General features: G+C 71.1%; 15 protein-coding genes. 14 read left to right on the top strand and 1 reads right to left on the bottom strand.

What is annotated here, in order from left to right:
* The first annotated feature begins 66 nt into the window (after positions 1 to 66).
* Positions 67 to 561 carry an iron chaperone gene (locus tag ACIBI4_RS03135; protein ID WP_399201782.1) on the top strand — a complete coding sequence of 165 codons (495 nt, stop codon included), beginning with the start codon at positions 67 to 69 and terminating at the stop codon, positions 559 to 561.
* Between the two features lie 25 nt (positions 562 to 586).
* Here ACIBI4_RS03135 and ACIBI4_RS03130 read toward each other — a convergent pair whose 3' ends face one another.
* A complete protein-coding gene (locus tag ACIBI4_RS03130) occupies positions 587 to 1522 on the bottom strand; it encodes a cation diffusion facilitator family transporter (protein ID WP_399201781.1) in 936 nt (311 codons plus the stop codon).
* 411 nt (positions 1523 to 1933) lie between these two features.
* On the opposite strand from ACIBI4_RS03130, the gene ACIBI4_RS03125 reads away from it, so the two are divergent.
* The 13 genes from ACIBI4_RS03125 to ACIBI4_RS03065 all read left to right on the top strand — a co-directional run bounded on the left by ACIBI4_RS03125 (position 1934) and on the right by ACIBI4_RS03065 (position 16801).
* The gene (locus ACIBI4_RS03125) at positions 1934 to 3748 is read left to right on the top strand and encodes a DUF5941 domain-containing protein (RefSeq protein ID WP_399202021.1); all 1815 of its coding nucleotides are present in this window, start codon (positions 1934 to 1936) and stop codon (positions 3746 to 3748) included.
* A complete protein-coding gene (locus tag ACIBI4_RS03120; RefSeq protein WP_399201780.1) occupies positions 3745 to 4482 on the top strand; it encodes a sugar phosphate nucleotidyltransferase in 738 nt (245 codons plus the stop codon). The genes ACIBI4_RS03125 and ACIBI4_RS03120 overlap by 4 nt, the downstream gene beginning before the upstream one ends.
* A complete protein-coding gene (locus ACIBI4_RS03115) occupies positions 4470 to 5537 on the top strand; it encodes an iron-containing alcohol dehydrogenase family protein (protein ID WP_399201779.1) in 1068 nt (355 codons plus the stop codon). The genes ACIBI4_RS03120 and ACIBI4_RS03115 overlap by 13 nt, the downstream gene beginning before the upstream one ends.
* Positions 5515 to 6294: a CDP-alcohol phosphatidyltransferase family protein gene (locus ACIBI4_RS03110; protein WP_399201778.1), complete on the top strand. Its 780-nt coding sequence runs from the start codon at positions 5515 to 5517 to the stop codon at positions 6292 to 6294. The genes ACIBI4_RS03115 and ACIBI4_RS03110 overlap by 23 nt, the downstream gene beginning before the upstream one ends.
* 17 nt (positions 6295 to 6311) lie before the next feature.
* On the top strand, positions 6312 to 7184 hold the full coding sequence (locus tag ACIBI4_RS03105) for a glycosyltransferase family 2 protein (RefSeq protein WP_399202020.1): 873 nt from the start codon (positions 6312 to 6314) through the stop codon (positions 7182 to 7184).
* A 128-nt stretch (positions 7185 to 7312) separates the two neighbouring features.
* The gene (locus tag ACIBI4_RS03100; protein WP_399201777.1) at positions 7313 to 8260 is read left to right on the top strand and encodes an ABC transporter permease; all 948 of its coding nucleotides are present in this window, start codon (positions 7313 to 7315) and stop codon (positions 8258 to 8260) included.
* A gap of 7 nt (positions 8261 to 8267) precedes the next feature.
* Positions 8268 to 9035 (top strand): ABC transporter ATP-binding protein, encoded by a 768-nt coding sequence (locus ACIBI4_RS03095; RefSeq protein ID WP_399202019.1) that lies wholly within the window; start codon positions 8268 to 8270, stop codon positions 9033 to 9035.
* A 384-nt stretch (positions 9036 to 9419) separates the two neighbouring features.
* Positions 9420 to 10319 carry a squalene synthase HpnC gene (hpnC, locus tag ACIBI4_RS03090; protein WP_399201776.1) on the top strand — a complete coding sequence of 300 codons (900 nt, stop codon included), beginning with the start codon at positions 9420 to 9422 and terminating at the stop codon, positions 10317 to 10319.
* Positions 10316 to 11266, top strand: coding sequence for a presqualene diphosphate synthase HpnD (hpnD, locus tag ACIBI4_RS03085; protein ID WP_399201775.1), 951 nt, complete (start codon positions 10316 to 10318; stop codon positions 11264 to 11266). The genes hpnC and hpnD overlap by 4 nt, the downstream gene beginning before the upstream one ends.
* A 181-nt stretch (positions 11267 to 11447) precedes the next feature.
* Positions 11448 to 12851 (top strand): hydroxysqualene dehydroxylase HpnE, encoded by a 1404-nt coding sequence (gene hpnE, locus ACIBI4_RS03080; protein ID WP_399201773.1) that lies wholly within the window; start codon positions 11448 to 11450, stop codon positions 12849 to 12851.
* 41 nt (positions 12852 to 12892) lie between these two features.
* A complete protein-coding gene (locus ACIBI4_RS03075) occupies positions 12893 to 14038 on the top strand; it encodes a polyprenyl synthetase family protein (protein ID WP_399202018.1) in 1146 nt (381 codons plus the stop codon).
* 139 nt (positions 14039 to 14177) lie between these two features.
* The gene (gene shc / locus ACIBI4_RS03070; protein WP_399201772.1) at positions 14178 to 16145 is read left to right on the top strand and encodes a squalene--hopene cyclase; all 1968 of its coding nucleotides are present in this window, start codon (positions 14178 to 14180) and stop codon (positions 16143 to 16145) included.
* A complete protein-coding gene (locus tag ACIBI4_RS03065) occupies positions 16145 to 16801 on the top strand; it encodes a 1-hydroxy-2-methyl-2-butenyl 4-diphosphate reductase (protein ID WP_399201771.1) in 657 nt (218 codons plus the stop codon). The genes shc and ACIBI4_RS03065 overlap by 1 nt, the downstream gene beginning before the upstream one ends.
* Positions 16802 to 16805: the final 4 nt, after the last annotated feature.

The following is a 16805-nucleotide window of genomic DNA, read 5'->3' as shown; positions in this document are numbered from 1 at the left end:
GCCGTGGAGCCGCCCCGGTTCCTAGCCTGGAGTCACCGCCCACAAGCCGCAGCGAAAGGCACTCCGATGGCCACCGCGAAGAAGACCGCAGCCCAGCAGACGCCCGCCGAGAAGGCGCCCGCGAAGAAGGCGGCCGCCAAGAAGGCCACGAAGTCGTACGACGGCTTCTCCGCCGAGGAGCGGGACGCGATGAAGCAGCGGGCCAAGGAGCTCAAGGCCGCCGAGCAGAAGGACCCCGAGGGCTTCGTGCGCGGCAAGATCGCCGAGCTGACCGGCACGGACCGCACCATCGCCGAGCGCCTCCACGAGATCATCCGCGAGAACGGACCCACGCTCGTGCCGCGGACCTACTACGGGATGCCCGCGTACGCGAAGGACGGCAAGGTCCTCTGCTTCATCACCCCGGCCACGAAGTTCAAGACGCGCTATCTGACCCTCGGCTTCGAGCAGGTCGCGCAGCTGGACGACGGCACGATGTGGCCGACCTCGTACGCGATCACCGAGCTGACACCCGCCGTCGAGAAGCAGGTCGCCGAACTGGTCCGCCGCGCCGTCGCCTGACGCGGCGCGCCCCGCCCGGGGTGCCTCAGTGGCAGACCTTCGCCTCGTGGTCCGCGTGCCCGCCCGGCTCCAGCTGGAACGTGCAGTGCTCCACGTCGAAGTGGTCGCCGAGGCACCCCTGCAGATCGTGCAGCAGCTTCTCGTGGCCGATCGAGTCCAGCAGCTCCGCGCTCACCACCACGTGCGCCGAGAGCACCGGCATGCCCGAGGTGATGGTCCAGGCGTGCAGGTCGTGGACGTCCTCGACGCCCGGCAGCGCCAGTATGTGCGAGCGGACCTCCTCCATGTCGACGCCCTTGGGCGCCGCCTCCAGGAGGACGTTGAGGGTCTCGCGCAACAGCTTGACCGTGCGGGGCACGATCATCAGCCCGATCACGATCGAGGCGATCGGGTCGGCGACCGTCCAGCCGGTCAGCAGGATCACCGTCGCCGAGACGATCACGGTCGCGGAGCCGAGCGCGTCCGCGAGCACCTCCAGGAACGCACCCCGTACGTTCAGGCTCTCCTTCTGTCCGCGCATCAGGAGCGACAGCGAGACCATGTTCGCGACGAGGCCGATCACACCGAAGATGATCGCCAGGCCGCCGTCGGTGTCGGCCGGCGTGAAGAACCGCTCGACCGCCTCGTAGAGGACGAAGCCGCCGACGCCGAGCAGCAGCAGACAGTTCGCCAGGGCCGCCAGGATCTCGGCGCGGGCGTAACCGAAGGTGCGGTTGACGCTCGCGGGCCGGTTGGCGAAGTGGATCGCCAGCAGGGCCATGCCGAGGCCGAGCGCGTCGGTCGCCATGTGCGCCGCGTCGGCGACCAGGGCGAGCGAATTGGCCGCGATGCCGCCGATGATCTGGACGATCATGATGCCGACCGTGATGCACAGCGCGATCCGCAGTCGCCCCATATGCGCGGCGGCTGCGGTGCCACCCGAATTGCCGTGTGTGTGCCCGTGGTCGTGCCCGGCTCCCATCGGCCCTCCCTCGCAGAAGTCTTGTCGTACACAGGTGCGTCCACCGGCCCGTGAACCGAGCCGACGATCACAGTGAACTACGGGTGGGGGGTATCTGGCAACGCTGCACTGAACACCGTTGTCATGTGCCCTGACCTGCGGAAACACTCCGCAGGTCAGAGGCTTGCGAGTGCCGTGCGGAGCCTTGGCCACCGCCGTCGCGGTTTGTGACTTGAGGCCCGCATCAAGGAAGATGAACGCGGCGGCCGTGCGGGCGCACGCCGCCTTGATCGGGCCGTGAACGGGCGGTGAACGACCGCTTCCATTCATCCGATAACCTCAGCCGTCGTGCCGCCCGGGCCGCCGGCCGGGGGGACCCCACCTGCACGCAGCCCGGCGCCGTGCCGCCGGCCTCCCAAGGAGTGAGTTCGTCTGTCGACTGCCATCCTCACCGGCTCGCCGGTACCCGGCTCGTCGCTCGAAGGCGATCTGCGGGCCCTGGGCTTCGACGTGCGGATCGCCTCCGCTCCCGCGGACACCGCGGCTCTGCTCTCCGCGGCACCGGCCGATGAGCGTGTCGCGCTCGTCGACGCCGGCTTCGTCGGACACCAGCACGCACTCCGTCTCGGTCTGACCGACCCTCGCTTCGACGCCTGTGCCGTGCCCGGCGCCGTCTCCGTGCAGCCCGCGGCCCGCGCCGCGCTCGGCCGCGCCGTGGCGGAGGCCACCGGAGCGACGGGCGGCGACACCGTCGTACGCGTCGACGCGCTCGCCGACCGCGTGGCCGCCGCCCTGGAGGCGAACGGCACGACGCCGCACCGCCCCGAGCTCGGCTCGCTCGTCGCGACGGTCCCCACGGACCCGCAGGCGCGCAACGAGGCCCGGCAGGCCGTCGCCGCCGTCGACGAGGAGGCCATCCGGCTGCGGACGGCCGTGAAGTCCCACGACGGCTTCTTCACCACGCACTTCATCAGCCCTTACTCGCGCTACATCGCACGCTGGTGCGCCCGCCGCGGCCTCACCCCCAACCAGGTCACCACCGCCTCGCTGCTCACCGCGCTGATCGCGGCCGGCTGCGCGGCGACCGGTGAGCGCTGGGGCTTCGTCGCCGCCGGCGTGTTGCTGATCTTCTCCTTCGTCCTCGACTGCACCGACGGGCAGCTCGCCCGTTACTCGCTGCAGTACTCGACGATGGGCGCCTGGCTCGACGCCACCTTCGACCGCGCCAAGGAGTACGCCTACTACGCGGGTCTCGCGCTCGGCGCCGCCCGGGGCGGCGACGACGTATGGGCGCTCGCGCTCGGCGCGATGATCCTGCAGATCTGCCGGCACGTCGTCGACTTCTCGTTCAACGAGGCCAACCACGACGCCACCGCCAACACCAGCCCCACCGCCGCCCTCTCCGACAGGCTGGACAGCGTCGGCTGGACGGTCTGGCTGCGGCGCATGATCGTGCTGCCGATCGGCGAGCGCTGGGCCCTGATCGCGGTCCTGACCGCCGTGACCACCCCGCGGATCACCTTCGTGGTGCTGCTGATCGGCTGCGCCTTCGCCGCGCTCTACACGACCGCGGGACGCGTCCTGCGGTCCCTGACACGCAAGGCCGAGCGCACCGACCGGGCCGCCCGCGCGCTCGCGGACCTGGCCGACAACGGCGCCCTGGCCTCGTACATCTCGAGGATCCGGCGCACGAGCGGCGGCCGCAGGATGCCCTTCGCGCCGCTGATCCTCGCGCTGATCGGTGCCGGCGCCCTGATCGCGAACGTGTCGACCGGCAGCGGGACCTCGCTGATCGTCGGCGCGGTCTTCTACACGGTCATGTCCGGTCTGGCCCTCTCGGCGCCGCTGACCGGACCGCTCGACTGGCTGGTCCCGCCGGTCTTCCGGGCCGCCGAATACGGCACCGTCCTGATCCTCGCCGCACAGGCGGAGGTGAACGGCGCCCTGCCCGCGGCTTTCGGCCTGGTGGCGGCGGTCGCCTACCATCACTACGACACGGTGTACCGCATCCGCGGCGGCACCGGCGCGCCCCCGCACTGGCTCGTGCGGGCCATCGGCGGGCAAGAAGGCAGGACTCTGGTGGTCGCCGTCGCGGCGGCGCTGCTGTCCTCACAAGATTTCACTGTCGCGCTCACGGTCATGGCCGTGCTCGTGGCTCTGGTGGTGCTCACCGAGAGCATCCGCTTCTGGGTGATCGCCGCCCGTCAGGGCGCACCCGCCGTACACGATGAAGGAGAAACCGCATGATCGGCCTCGTCCTTGCGGCAGGCGCCGGACGGCGTCTGCGTCCCTACACGGACACCCTGCCCAAGGCGCTGGTGCCCGTCGACGGCGACACCACCATCCTCGACCTGACCCTCGGCAACTTCGCCGAGATCGGTCTCACCGAGGTCGCGATCATCGTGGGCTACAAGAAGGAAGCCGTCTACGAGCGCAAGGCCGCCCTCGAGGCGAAGTACGGCCTGAAGATCACGCTGATCGACAACGACAAGGCCGAGGAGTGGAACAACGCCTACTCCCTCTGGTGCGGTCGTGACGCCATCAAGCACGACGTGATCCTCGCCAACGGCGACACCGTGCACCCGGTCTCCGTCGAGAACACGCTGCTCGCCGCCCGCGGCAACGGCAAGAAGATCATCCTCGCCCTCGACACGGTGAAGTCCCTCGCCGACGAGGAGATGAAGGTCGTCGTCGACGCCGAGAAGGGCATGACGAAGATCACCAAGCTGATGGACCCGGCGGAGGCCTCCGGCGAGTACATCGGTGTGACCCTCATCGAGGGCGAGGCCGCCGACGAGCTGGCCGACGCCCTCAAGACTGTCTGGGAGGCCGACCCGGACCAGTTCTACGAGCACGGCTACCAGGAGCTCGTGAACCGCGGCTTCCAGATCGACGTGGCCCCGATCGGCGACGTCAAGTGGGTCGAGATCGACAACCACGACGACCTGGCCAAGGGGCGGGAGATCGCGTGCCAGTACTGACGCGGCTGATGCCGAGCCCGGTTGTCGTCGACATCCGGGCCGGCGCGCTGGACGATCTGGCCACGATCCTGACCGACCAGCGCATCGCCCCCACGGGCAAGCTCGCCTTCGCGATCAGCAACGGCGGCTCCGGCAAGATGCTGCAGGAGCGCTTCGCCCCGGCCTTCCCTGACGCGGACTGGTTCGACGACGCCGACGGCACCATCGACGGCGCGGTCAAGCTGGCCGACTCGATCAAGAAGGGCGGCCGCTACGACGCGGTGGTCTCGCTCGGCGGCGGCAAGGTCGTCGACTGCGCGAAGTACGCCGCGGCGCGGGTGGGTCTGCCGCTCGTCGCCGTGGCGACCAACCTCGCGCACGACGGTCTGTGCTCGCCGGTCGCCACGCTCGACAACGACGCGGGCCGCGGCTCGTACGGCGTGCCGAACCCGATCGGCGTGGTCATCGACCTCGACGTCATCCGGGACGCGCCGTCCCGCTTCGTGCGGGCCGGCATCGGCGACGTCATCTGCAAGATCTCCGCCGTCGCCGACTGGGAGCTCTCCCACAAGGTCAACGGCGAGCAGATCGACGGCCTGGCCGCCGCCATGGCCCGCCAGGCCGCGCACGCGGTGCTGCGGCACCCGGGCGGCATCGGTGACGACGACTTCCTCAGCGTGCTCGCCGAGTCCCTGGTGATGTGCGGTCTGGCGATGTCCGTGGCCGGTGACTCGCGGCCCGCCTCCGGCGCCTGCCACGAGATCTGCCACGCCTTCGACCTGCTCTTCCCCAAGCGCAACGCGCAGCACGGCGAGCAGTGCGGCTTCGGCGGCGCGTTCGCCACGTTCCTCCGCGGTGACCTGGACACCGCGAAGGAAATGGTCGAGACGCTGCGCCGGCACGGGCTGCCGGTCCTCGCCGAGGAGATGGGCTACAGCGACCAGGACCTGGTGGACGCGGTGCTCTTCGCCCCGCAGACCCGCCCCGGCCGCTACACGATCCTCGAGCACCTCGACTACAACGCCGACCAGATCAAGGACGCCTACGCCGACTATGTCAAAGCCATCGGTAGCTGAACTGCGCCCGGTCGTCCACCCCGCCGGGGTGAAGGACCGCCGCAGCGGCGAGCACTGGGCCGGGCGGCTCTACATGCGCGAGATCTCGCTGCGTGTGGACCGCCACCTGGTGAACACGAAGGTCACGCCGAACCAGGTGACCTACGTGATGACCCTCGCCGGCGCCCTCGCCGCCCCCGCGCTCCTCGTCCCGGGAATCTGGGGCGCGGTGCTCGGTGTGGTGATGGTGCAGCTCTACCTGCTGTTCGACTGCGTCGACGGCGAACTGGCCCGCTGGAAGAAGCAGTACTCGCTCGCCGGTGTCTACCTCGACCGCGTCGCCGCGTACCTGTGCGACGCCGCGGTCCTGGTGGGCTTCGGCCTGCGGGCCGCCGACATCTGGGGCGAGGGCCGGATCGACTGGCTCTGGGCGTTCCTCGGGACGCTGGCCGCGCTCGGCGCCATCCTGATCAAGTCCGAGACGGACCTGGTCGGTGTGGCCCGGCACCAGGCGGGCAAGCCCGTGGTCCAGGAGGCCGCGAGCGAGATCCGCTCCTCGGGGATGGCACTGGCCCGCAAGGCCGCGGCCGCCCTGAAGTTCCACCGGCTGGTGCTCGGCATCGAGGCCTCGCTCCTGATCCTGCTCCTCGCGAGCCTGGACGCGGCGCGCGGCGATCTGTTCTTCTCGCGGCTCGGTGTCGCCGTCCTGGCGGGCATCGCGCTGCTCCAGACGCTGCTGCACCTCGTGTCCATCCTGGCCTCGAGCAGGCTCAAGTGACCGTACCGGCAAGTCAGTTGAAGGTCGGCGCCGTCATCATCACGATGGGCAACCGGCCCGAGGAGCTGCGCGCGCTGCTCGACTCGGTCGCCAAGCAGGACGGCGACCGGATCGAGGTCGTCGTCGTCGGCAACGGCTCGCCGGTGCCCGACGTCCCCGCGGGCGTACGGACCGTCGAGCTGCCCGAGAACCTCGGCATCCCCGGCGGCCGCAACGTCGGCATCGAGGCCTTCGGGCCGGGCGGCAAGGACGTCGACATCCTGCTGTTCCTCGACGACGACGGTCTGCTCGCCCGGCACGACACGGCCGAGCTCTGCCGCGAGGCCTTCGCCGCCGACCGGGAGCTCGGCATCATCAGCTTCCGGATCGCGGACCCCGACACCGGTGAGACCCAGCGCCGGCACGTCCCGCGCCTGCGGGCCGCGGACCCGATGCGCAGCTCGCGCGTCACCACGTTCCTCGGCGGCGCCAACGCGGTGCGCACGAAGGTCTTCGCCGAGGTCGGCGGCCTCCCGGACGAGTTCTTCTACGCGCACGAGGAGACCGACCTGGCCTGGCGGGCCCTCGACGCCGGCTGGCTGATCGACTACCGCGCGGACATGGTGCTCAACCACCCGACGACCGCCCCCTCGCGGCACGCGGTCTACCACCGGATGGTCGCCCGCAACCGCGTCTGGCTCGCCCGGCGCAACCTCCCGGCGCTCCTGGTGCCCGTGTACCTCGGCGTCTGGATGCTGCTCACGCTGCTGCGCCGCCCCTCGCGGCCCGCGCTCCGCGCGTGGTTCGGCGGCTTCAAGGAGGGCTGGCGCACCCCCTGCGGCCCGCGGCGCCCGATGCGGTGGCGGACCGTGTGGCGGCTGACCCGACTGGGCCGACCTCCTGTCATCTGACAAGCTCGTGTCTGAGACCATTCGGGCCGGCCGTACTTTCCGGGGAAACACCCCGGACCCGGTCGGTCCCGGTGCTCGCCATGCGCGCATAACCCCCGGCGCAATCAAGAAGACGAAAGTTTCCACTTGTGAGTGAGACGACGCATGACGGCGGTGTCACGGTGACAGCGTCCTTGGGGCAGCAGTCCCCAGACGACCGGCTCTCGCGGGCCGACCTTGCCGCGAAGTACGGCCTCAGCCAGAGCGGCGCCAGGCCCGGGCTCTTCGAGTACGTCAGGCAGCTCTGGAACAGGCGGCACTTCATCGTCGCCTTCTCGCAGGCGAAGCTGACGGCCCAGTACAGCCAGGCGAAGCTCGGCCAGGTGTGGCAGGTGGCCACACCGCTGCTCAACGCGGCCGTCTACTTCTTCATCTTCGGTCTGCTGCTCGGCGGCCGGGGCGGTATGGGCAACGACATGTACGTGCCGTTCCTCGTCACCGGCGTCTTCGTCTTCACGTTCACGCAGAGTTCGGTCATGGCGGGCGTGCGGTCGATCTCCGGGAACCTCGGCCTGGTGCGCGCACTGCACTTCCCGCGCGCCTCGCTGCCGATCTCCTTCTCGCTGCAGCAGCTCCAACAGCTGATGTTCTCGATGATCGTCCTGGTGGCGATCCTGATCGCCTTCGGTCACTACCCCGACCTGTCCTGGCTGCTCATCGTGCCGGCGCTGGCGCTGCAGTTCGTGTTCAACGTCGGCCTCTCGATGATCATGGCGCGGCTCGGCAGCAAGACGCCCGACCTCGCGCAGCTGATGCCGTTCGTGCTGCGCACGTGGATGTACGCGTCCGGCGTGATGTTCCCGCTGGCCCCGATGCTCGCCAAGGCGCACGCACCGGCCTGGATGGCCGACGTCCTGCAGGCGAACCCGGCGGCGGTCTACATGGACCTGATGCGCTACGCGCTGATCGACGGGATCACGCAGCACAACCCCATGCCGCCGCATGTCTGGGCCCTCGCGGTCGGCTGGGCCGTCGTGATCGGCATCATCGGCTTCGTCTACTTCTGGAAGGCAGAGGAGAAGTACGGCCGTGGCTGAGACCCCCATGAACCAGTCCAGGATCCCCACCGTCATCGCGGACGAGCTGCACATCGTCTACCGCGTGAACGGCGCCAAGGGCGGCAAGGGCAGCGCCACCGCCGCGCTCAGCCGCATCGTCAAGCGCGGCGAGGAGCGCGGGGTGCGCAAGGTGCACGCCGTGCGCGGCGTCAGCTTCACCGCGTACCGGGGCGAAGCCGTCGGCCTGATCGGCTCCAACGGCTCCGGCAAGTCCACGCTCCTTCGCGCCATCGCGGGCCTGCTGCCCGCCGAGAGCGGCAAGGTCTACACCGACGGGCAGCCCTCGCTGCTCGGTGTGAACGCGGCGCTGATGAACGACCTCACCGGAGAGCGCAACGTCATACTCGGCGGGCTCGCGATGGGTATGTCCCGCGAGCAGATCCGGGAGCGCTACCAGGAGATCGTCGACTTCTCGGGCATCAACGAGAAGGGCGACTTCATCACCCTGCCGATGCGCACCTACTCCTCCGGTATGGCGGCCCGCCTGCGCTTCTCCATCGCGGCGGCCAAGGACCACGACGTCCTCATGATCGACGAGGCCCTGGCCACCGGTGACCGCAAGTTCCAGAAGCGCTCCGAGGCCCGCATCCGCGAGCTGCGCAAGTCGGCCGGCACGGTCTTCCTCGTGAGCCACAACAACAAGTCCATCCGTGACACCTGCGACCGGGTCCTGTGGCTCGAACGCGGTGAGCTGCGGATGGACGGGCCCACGGACGAGGTACTCAAGGAGTACGAGAAGTTCACCGGTAAGTAGCGCTTCGCTCACCCGGAGCACCCGGGACACCCGGAGTACAGGCCGTTCGAACGTGCAGCAGCCCCGTCGCAACCCGGCGGGGCTGTGCTGCGTCCCGGCTTCTGTGTGCCCGTGCGCCCCGCCGCAAGGGTCAATATCTGGTCAACTCCTCTCCGTGCAGGGAAGGTTGACATGAAACGGTGCGTTGTTGTGATGTGCAGAACACCCCGGCATTCCGCCCGGCGCTGTACAACGTAAGCTGGATCGGTCGGGCGGCGTGTCCGAAATAGAGCGAATTGCGTCGGCAGTGTAGAACGGGAGAGTGACGGCCATGGCTATGGAAAACTCCCAGCTCCGACAGTGTTTTGCCGTCCCTTCGCCGCAGGCCCGGGCGGGCGGCGGCCGATGACGCACACCCCTGGCGTCCAGGAGCGGGCGACGCTGGACAAGGCCGCCGACGAGAACTTCCCGGTGGCCCCGTTTTTTCTGCCCAAGGCCTGGCGCGAGGACCTGATGGCGGTCTACGGCTTCGCGCGCCTCGTCGACGACATCGGTGACGGCGACCTGGCCCCCGGCGGCGCCGACGCCCTGGCCCTCGGCCTCGACCCCGCGCAGAGCGACGACCGGCTCGCCATGCTGGACGCCTTCGAGACGGACCTGCGCAAGGTGTTCGACGGCCGCCCCGGCCACCCGCTGCTCCAGCGCCTGCAGCCCACCGTGCGACGCCGCGCGCTGACCCCCGAGCCCTTCCTCGGCCTGATCGCCGCGAACCGCCAGGACCAGCTCGTCAGCCGCTACGAGACCTACGAGGACCTCCTCGCGTACTGCGAGCTGTCCGCCAACCCTGTCGGCCGCCTCGTCCTCGCCGTCACCGGCACCGAGACCCCCGAGCGCGTCCGGCGCTCGGACGCGGTGTGCACCGCGCTGCAGATCGTCGAGCACCTCCAGGACGTCGCCGAGGACCTGGGGCGCGACCGGATCTATCTGCCGGCCGAGGACATGAAGCGCTGCTCGGTCGAGGAGTCCGACCTCGCCCGGCCGCACGCGGGCGCCGCGGTGCGCTCGCTCATCGCCTACGAGGCGGAGCGCGCCCGCGGTCTGCTGAATGAAGGCGCCCCCCTCGTGGGTAGCGTCCACGGCAGGCTCAGGCTGCTGCTCGCCGGTTTCGTCGCCGGAGGGCGGGCGGCGTTGCGCGCCATCGCCGCCGTCGAGTACGACGTGCTTCCCGGACCGCCCAGGCCCACCAAGCCGCAACTGCTGCGCGAGGTGGGCGCCGTCCTGCGACCCGACCGTGGAGAGGGGTGAGCGAGGCCGTGGAGGGGATTGACGCCGCAGGCGCCCCGGTGCTCGCCGCGTACAGCTACTGCGAGGCCGTCACCGGTCAGCAGGCGCGGAATTTCGCTTACGGGATCCGGCTGCTGCCCACGCCCAAGCGCCGCGCGATGTCCGCGCTGTACGCGTTCTCGCGCCGTGTCGACGACATCGGTGACGGGGCGCTCGCGCCCGAGGTCAAGCAGGCCCGGCTGCAGGAGACCCGGGCGCTGCTCGGCCGGATCCGCGACGGCCGGATCGACGTGGACGACACCGACCCGGTCGGCGTCGCGCTCGCGCACGCCTCGCGCGCGTTCCCGATCCCGCTGGACGGGCTCGACGAGCTGATCGACGGCGTCCTGATGGACGTACGCGGCGAGACCTACGAGACCTGGGACGACCTGAAGGTCTACTGCCGGTGTGTCGCCGGTGCCATCGGGCGGCTCTCGCTCGGCGTGTTCGGCACCGCGCCCGGCGCGCGGAACGCGGAACGCGCCGCGGAGTACGCCGATACGCTGGGCCTGGCCCTGCAGCTCACCAACATCCTCCGGGACGTCCGCGAGGACGCCGAGGGCGGCCGCACCTATCTGCCCGCCGACGACCTCGCCAAGTTCGGCTGCTCCGCCGGCTTCGCCTCCGCCGAACCGCCCGCGGGATCGGACTTCGCGGGGCTCGTCCACTTCGAGGTGCGCCGCGCCCGCACCCTGTTCGCCGAGGGCTACCGGCTGCTGCCGATGCTCGACCGCCGCAGCGGCGCCTGCGTCGCCGCGATGGCCGGGATCTACCGTCGCCTGCTCGACCGCATCGAACGCGACCCCGAGGCCGTCCTGCGCGGCCGGGTCTCGCTGCCGGGCCGCGAGAAGGCGTATGTGGCGGTCCGCGGCCTGTCCGGCTTCGACGCCCGCAGCATCGCCCGGCACACCTCAGCCGGGAGGGCGTGACCATGAGGACCCCTCGCCCTTTGTACGGGGTGTGCCTCACTCTCCCGGCCGATGCCCGCATCCCCTGCGATGCCCGGGCAAATCCCCCCAAGCGGCAAGCAACCCTCCACCGGCGATCGGCGTCCCTGACTGAGATGACCCACCAGAAGACCGGCCGGAGCGGCGCCGTGGGGGAGGGCGTATGACCGCGCGGGAAGTGCAGGCGGACGGCGCCGGGGCGCGCCGGTCCGCGGTGGTCGTCGGCGGCGGGCTCGCCGGGATCACCGCGGCCCTCGGCCTCGCCGACGCGGGCCTCGACGTCACCCTCCTCGAAGGCCGCCCGCGGCTCGGCGGGCTCGCGTTCTCGTTCCGGCGCGGCGACCTCACCGTCGACAACGGCCAGCACGTCTATCTGCGCTGCTGCACGGCGTACCGCTGGTTCCTCGACCGGGTCGACGGAGCCGCGCTCGCCCCGCTCCAGGAGCGGCTCGACGTCCCCGTGCTCGACGTCGCCACCGAGAGTCCGCGGCTCGGCCGCCTGCGGCGCGCCGGCCTTCCCGTACCGCTGCATCTGGCCCGCAGCCTCGCCACGTATCCGCATCTCTCGCTCGCCGAGCGCGCCAAGGTCGGCCGCGCGGCGCTCGCGCTGAAGGGCCTCGACCTCGCCGACCCGGCGCTCGACGACGAGGACTTCGGCAGCTGGCTCGCCCGGCACGGGCAGCCCGCGCGCGCCATCGAGGCGCTGTGGGACCTGGTCGGCGTCGCCACCCTGAACGCGGTCGCGGGCGACTCCTCGCTCGGTCTGGCCGCCATGGTGTTCAAGACCGGGCTGCTCTCCGAGCCGGGCGCCGCCGACATCGGCTGGGCCCGCGTCCCGCTCGGCGAGCTGCACGACCGGCTCGCGCGCCAGGCGCTCGACAAGGCGGGCGTGCGCACCGAGTTGCGCGCCAAGGCCGAGGACATCTCCCGCACGGACAACGGCGGTTGGCGCGTACGGATCGCGGGTGAGGAGCTCGACGCCGACACCGTCGTCCTCGCCGTACCGCAGCGCGAAGCGCATGAGCTGCTGCCCGACGGCGCGCTCGACGCGAAGGACCAGCTGCTCGACATCGGCACCGCGCCGATCCTCAACCTGCATGTGATCTACGACCGCAAGGTCCTCAAGCAGCCGTTCTTCGCCGCGCTCGGCACCCCCGTGCAGTGGGTGTTCGACCGGACCGAGTCCTCGGGTCTGACCGGGGGCGGGCAGTACCTCGCCGTGTCGCAGTCCGTCGCGCAGGACGAGATCGAGACGCCCGTCGCGCAGCTGCGCGAGCGGTATCTGCCCGAGCTGGAGCGGCTGCTGCCCGCCGCCCGCGGCGCCGGGGTCCGCGACTTCTTCGTCACCCGCGAACGCACCGCGACCTTCGCCCCCGCCCCCGGCGTGGGCCGGCTCAGGCCGGGCCCGCGCACCCGGGCGGACGGCCTGTACCTGGCGGGCGCGTGGACCGCCACCGGGTGGCCCGCGACCATGGAGAGCGCCGTCCGCAGCGGCGCGGCGGCCGCACGTGCCGCGCTCGGCGCCCTCGGCCGTCCGCACGGCCATCTGTTCGAGGAGGCGGCATGAGCACCACGGCCGGACCCGCCGCGACCACCGGTACCCAAGGCATGACCAGCGCCGACGGCAGTACGGGAACCACCAGCACCACCCCAGGAACCAGAGGAGAGACAGTGCCGACTGAGCCTTCGGCCGCAACGGCAGCCGAGCCCGGGCAGGGGGACGCCGTCGATGTGACGGCGCTCCTGGAGCGGGGCCGGACCCTGGCCACGCCGGTGCTGCGCGCCGCCGTCGACCGGCTCGCGCCGCCGATGGACACGGTCGCCGCGTACCACTTCGGCTGGATCGACGCCGAAGGCCGCCCCTCGGACGGCGACGGCGGCAAGGCCGTGCGGCCCGCGCTCGCGCTGCTCTCCGCCGAGGCCGCGGGCGCGGCGCCCGAGGTCGGCATCCCCGGTGCGGTCGCCGTCGAGCTGGTGCACAACTTCTCGCTCCTGCACGACGACCTGATGGACGGCGACGAGCAGCGCCGCCACCGCGACACGGTGTGGAAGGTGCACGGGCCGGCGCAGGCGATCCTCGTCGGCGACGCGCTCTTCGCCCTCGCCAACGAGGTGCTCCTCGAACTCGACACCGTCGAGGCGGGCCGCGCCACCCGCCGGCTCACCACCGCCTCGCGTGCGCTGATCGACGGCCAGGCCCAGGACATCGCGTACGAGCACCGCGAGCGGGTCACCGTCGAGGAGTGCCTGGAGATGGAGGGCAACAAGACGGGCGCGCTGCTCGCCTGCGCCGTCTCCATCGGCGCGGTGCTCGGCGGCGCGGACGACAGGACCGCGGACACGCTCGAGAAGTACGGCTACCACCTCGGCCTCGCGTTCCAGGCGGTCGACGACCTGCTCGGCATCTGGGGCGACCCAGAGTCCACCGGTAAGCAGACCTGGAGCGATCTGCGCCAGCGCAAGAAGTCCCTGCCGGTGGTGGCCGCGCTCGCCGCGGGCGGGCCCGCCTCCGAGGAGCTCGGCCGGCTGCTCGCCGCCGACGCCAAGGCGAACGACTTCGAGAACTTCTCGGAGGCCGAGTTCGCCCACCGCGCCGCGCTCATCGAGCAGGCGGGCGGCCGGGAGTGGACCGCACAGGAGGCCCGCAGGCAGCACACGATCGCGCTGCAGGCCATCGAAAGCGTCGGAATGCCGGAGCGGGTCAGGGCCCAACTGGCCGCTCTCGCCGACTTCGTCGTCGTACGGAAGAGATGATCACCATCGAAGGACGCAGCGCAGAACCTCGCAGCCTCATATGACTCGCAGTCGCCGGCCGGTGCACTGAAGTCACGGCACCGGCCGACGGCGGACCCCAGCACAGCAGAAGTAGCCAGCCTGCACGTAAGGGGAAGCCATGACAGCGACGACCGACGGCAGCGCGGGGGCGATCCCGCCCCGCACTGCCGTGGCCGGCGAAACCGCCCGCACACCTGCGGCGCTCGACGGGGCGCAGCAGGCGAGCCGGCGTGCGATCGAGTATCTGCTCGCCCACCAGGACGCCGAGGGGTGGTGGAAGGGCGACCTCGAGACCAATGTGACGATGGACGCCGAGGATCTGCTGCTGCGCCAGTTCCTGGGGATCAGGGACGAGGAGACGACGCAGGCGTCGGCGCTCTTCATCCGGGGCGAACAGCGCGCGGACGGCACCTGGGCGACGTTCTACGGCGGGCCCGGCGAGCTGTCCACCACGATCGAGGCCTATGTCGCCCTGCGGCTCGCGGGGGACGACCCCGAGGCCGCGCACATGGCGAAGGCCTCCGCGTGGATCCGCGCGCAGGGCGGTATCGCCTCCGCCCGGGTGTTCACACGGATCTGGCTGGCCCTGTTCGGCTGGTGGAAGTGGGACGACCTGCCCGAACTGCCGCCGGAGCTCATCTACTTCCCGAAGTGGTTCCCGCTCAACATCTACGACTTCGGCTGCTGGGCCCGCCAGACCATCGTGCCGCTCACGATCGTCTCCGCGAAGCGGCCGGTACGGCCCGCGCCCTTCCCGCTGGACGAGCTGCACACCGACGCGCGCGAGCCGAACCCGTACAAGCCCCTGGCCCCGGCGGCCAGTTGGGACGGGGTGTTCCAGCGGCTCGACAAGGTCCTGCACACGTACCACAAGGTGGCCGTGCCGGGCTTGCGGCGGATGGCGATGCGGTCGGCCGGGCGGTGGATCGTCGAGCGGCAGGAGAACGACGGCTGCTGGGGCGGGATCCAGCCGCCCGCCGTCTACTCCGTGATCGCCCTGCATCTGCTCGGCTACGACCTCGACCACCCCGTCCTGCGCGAAGGGCTCGCCTCCCTCGACCGGTTCGCGGTGTGGCGCGAGGACGGGGCGCGGATGATCGAGGCCTGCCAGTCGCCTGTCTGGGACACCTGCCTGGCCACCATCGCGCTCGCGGACGCGGGGCTTCCCGCCGACCATCCGCAGCTGGTGAAGGCCGTCGACTGGATGCTCGCCGAGGAGATCGCCCGGCCCGGTGACTGGTCGGTGCGCAGGCCGGGACTCGCGCCCGGCGGCTGGGCCTTCGAGTTCCACAACGACAACTACCCGGACATCGACGACACCGCCGAGGTCGCCCTCGCGCTGCGCCGCGTCCGGCACCCGGACCCCGCCCGCGTGGACGACGCCGTCAAGCGGGCCACCACGTGGACGTACGGGATGCAGTCGAAGAACGGCGGGTGGGCCGCGTTCGACGTGGACAACACCAGCCCGTTCCCCAACCGGCTGCCGTTCTGCGACTTCGGCGAGGTCATCGACCCGCCGTCGGCCGATGTCACCGCCCACGTCGTCGAGTTCCTCGCGGGCGAGGGCAAGGCGCACGATCCGCGCACCCGGCGCGGCATCACCTGGCTGCTCGCCGAACAGGAGGCGAACGGGGCCTGGTTCGGGCGCTGGGGCGTCAACTACCTGTACGGCACGGGATCCGTGGTCCCGGCCCTGGTGGCCGCGGGCCTCCCCGAGGCGCACCCGGCGATCCGCCGGTCCGTGAGCTGGCTGGAGTCGGTGCAGAACGACGACGGCGGCTGGGGCGAGGACCTGCGCTCGTACGTGGACGAGGCCTGGGTCGCCCGCGGCGAGTCCACCGCGTCCCAGACCGCCTGGGCGCTGCTCGCGCTGCTCGCGGCGGGGGAACGGGAGTCCAAGGCAGTCGAGCGCGGAGTGGCCTGGCTGGCCGAGACCCAGCGCGAGGACGGCAGCTGGGACGAGCCGTACTTCACCGGCACCGGCTTCCCCTGGGACTTCTCCATCAACTACCACCTGTACCGGCAGGTGTTCCCGCTGACCGCTCTGGGCCGGTACGTCAACGGTCCCGGGCACGAGGGGGGTTGATGAACACCACGCACGAACCGGCGGCTCCGCTGCTCATCGCCTGCGCGTTGGGCATCGAGAAATTCGCCCTGCGCACCGGCGACCGCAGCGGGGCCGCGGGACCGGTCACCGTGCTCCGTACGGGCATGGGGCCGAAGGCCGCCGAGCGCGCGGTCGGCCGTACCCTCGCCGGCGGTGCGCTGCACCAGGCCGCCGTGATCGCGACCGGCTTCTGCGCCGGTCTCGCCCCGGGCATGCACCCGGGCGATCTCGTCGTCGCCGAGCACACCGTCGACGACCGTGGCACCACTCCTTGCGAAGGCACCGCACTGCTCGTCGAGGAGCTGGTCAAGGCGGTACCGGGACGGACCGTGCACACCGGTCCGCTCACCGGCTCCGCCCATGTCGTGCGCGGACACGAACGCGCCGAGCTGCTCGCCAAGGGCTCGATCGCGGTCGACATGGAGTCCGCGGCGACCCTGCACAGCGCCCGCGACAGTGCCTATCCCGGGGGGCGGCGTCCCGTTGCGGCCGTCCGGGTGGTCGTGGACGCACCGGAACATGAACTCGTACGGATCAGCACGGTGCGCGGTGGAATATCGGCTTTCCGTGTCCTGCGTTCCGTTCTTCCTGCTTTCTACGAATGGCACCGTTCTTTGCTGCTCCCCCGGAGGTGAGCCA

Origin of the sequence: Streptomyces sp. NPDC050418 (assembly GCF_044458745.1) — a bacterium.
In the GTDB taxonomy this organism is placed as follows: Bacteria; Actinomycetota; Actinomycetes; order Streptomycetales; family Streptomycetaceae; genus Streptomyces.
The sequence above is the reverse complement of the archived record's forward strand: the minus strand, read 5'-3'. Positions and strand labels throughout refer to the sequence as shown.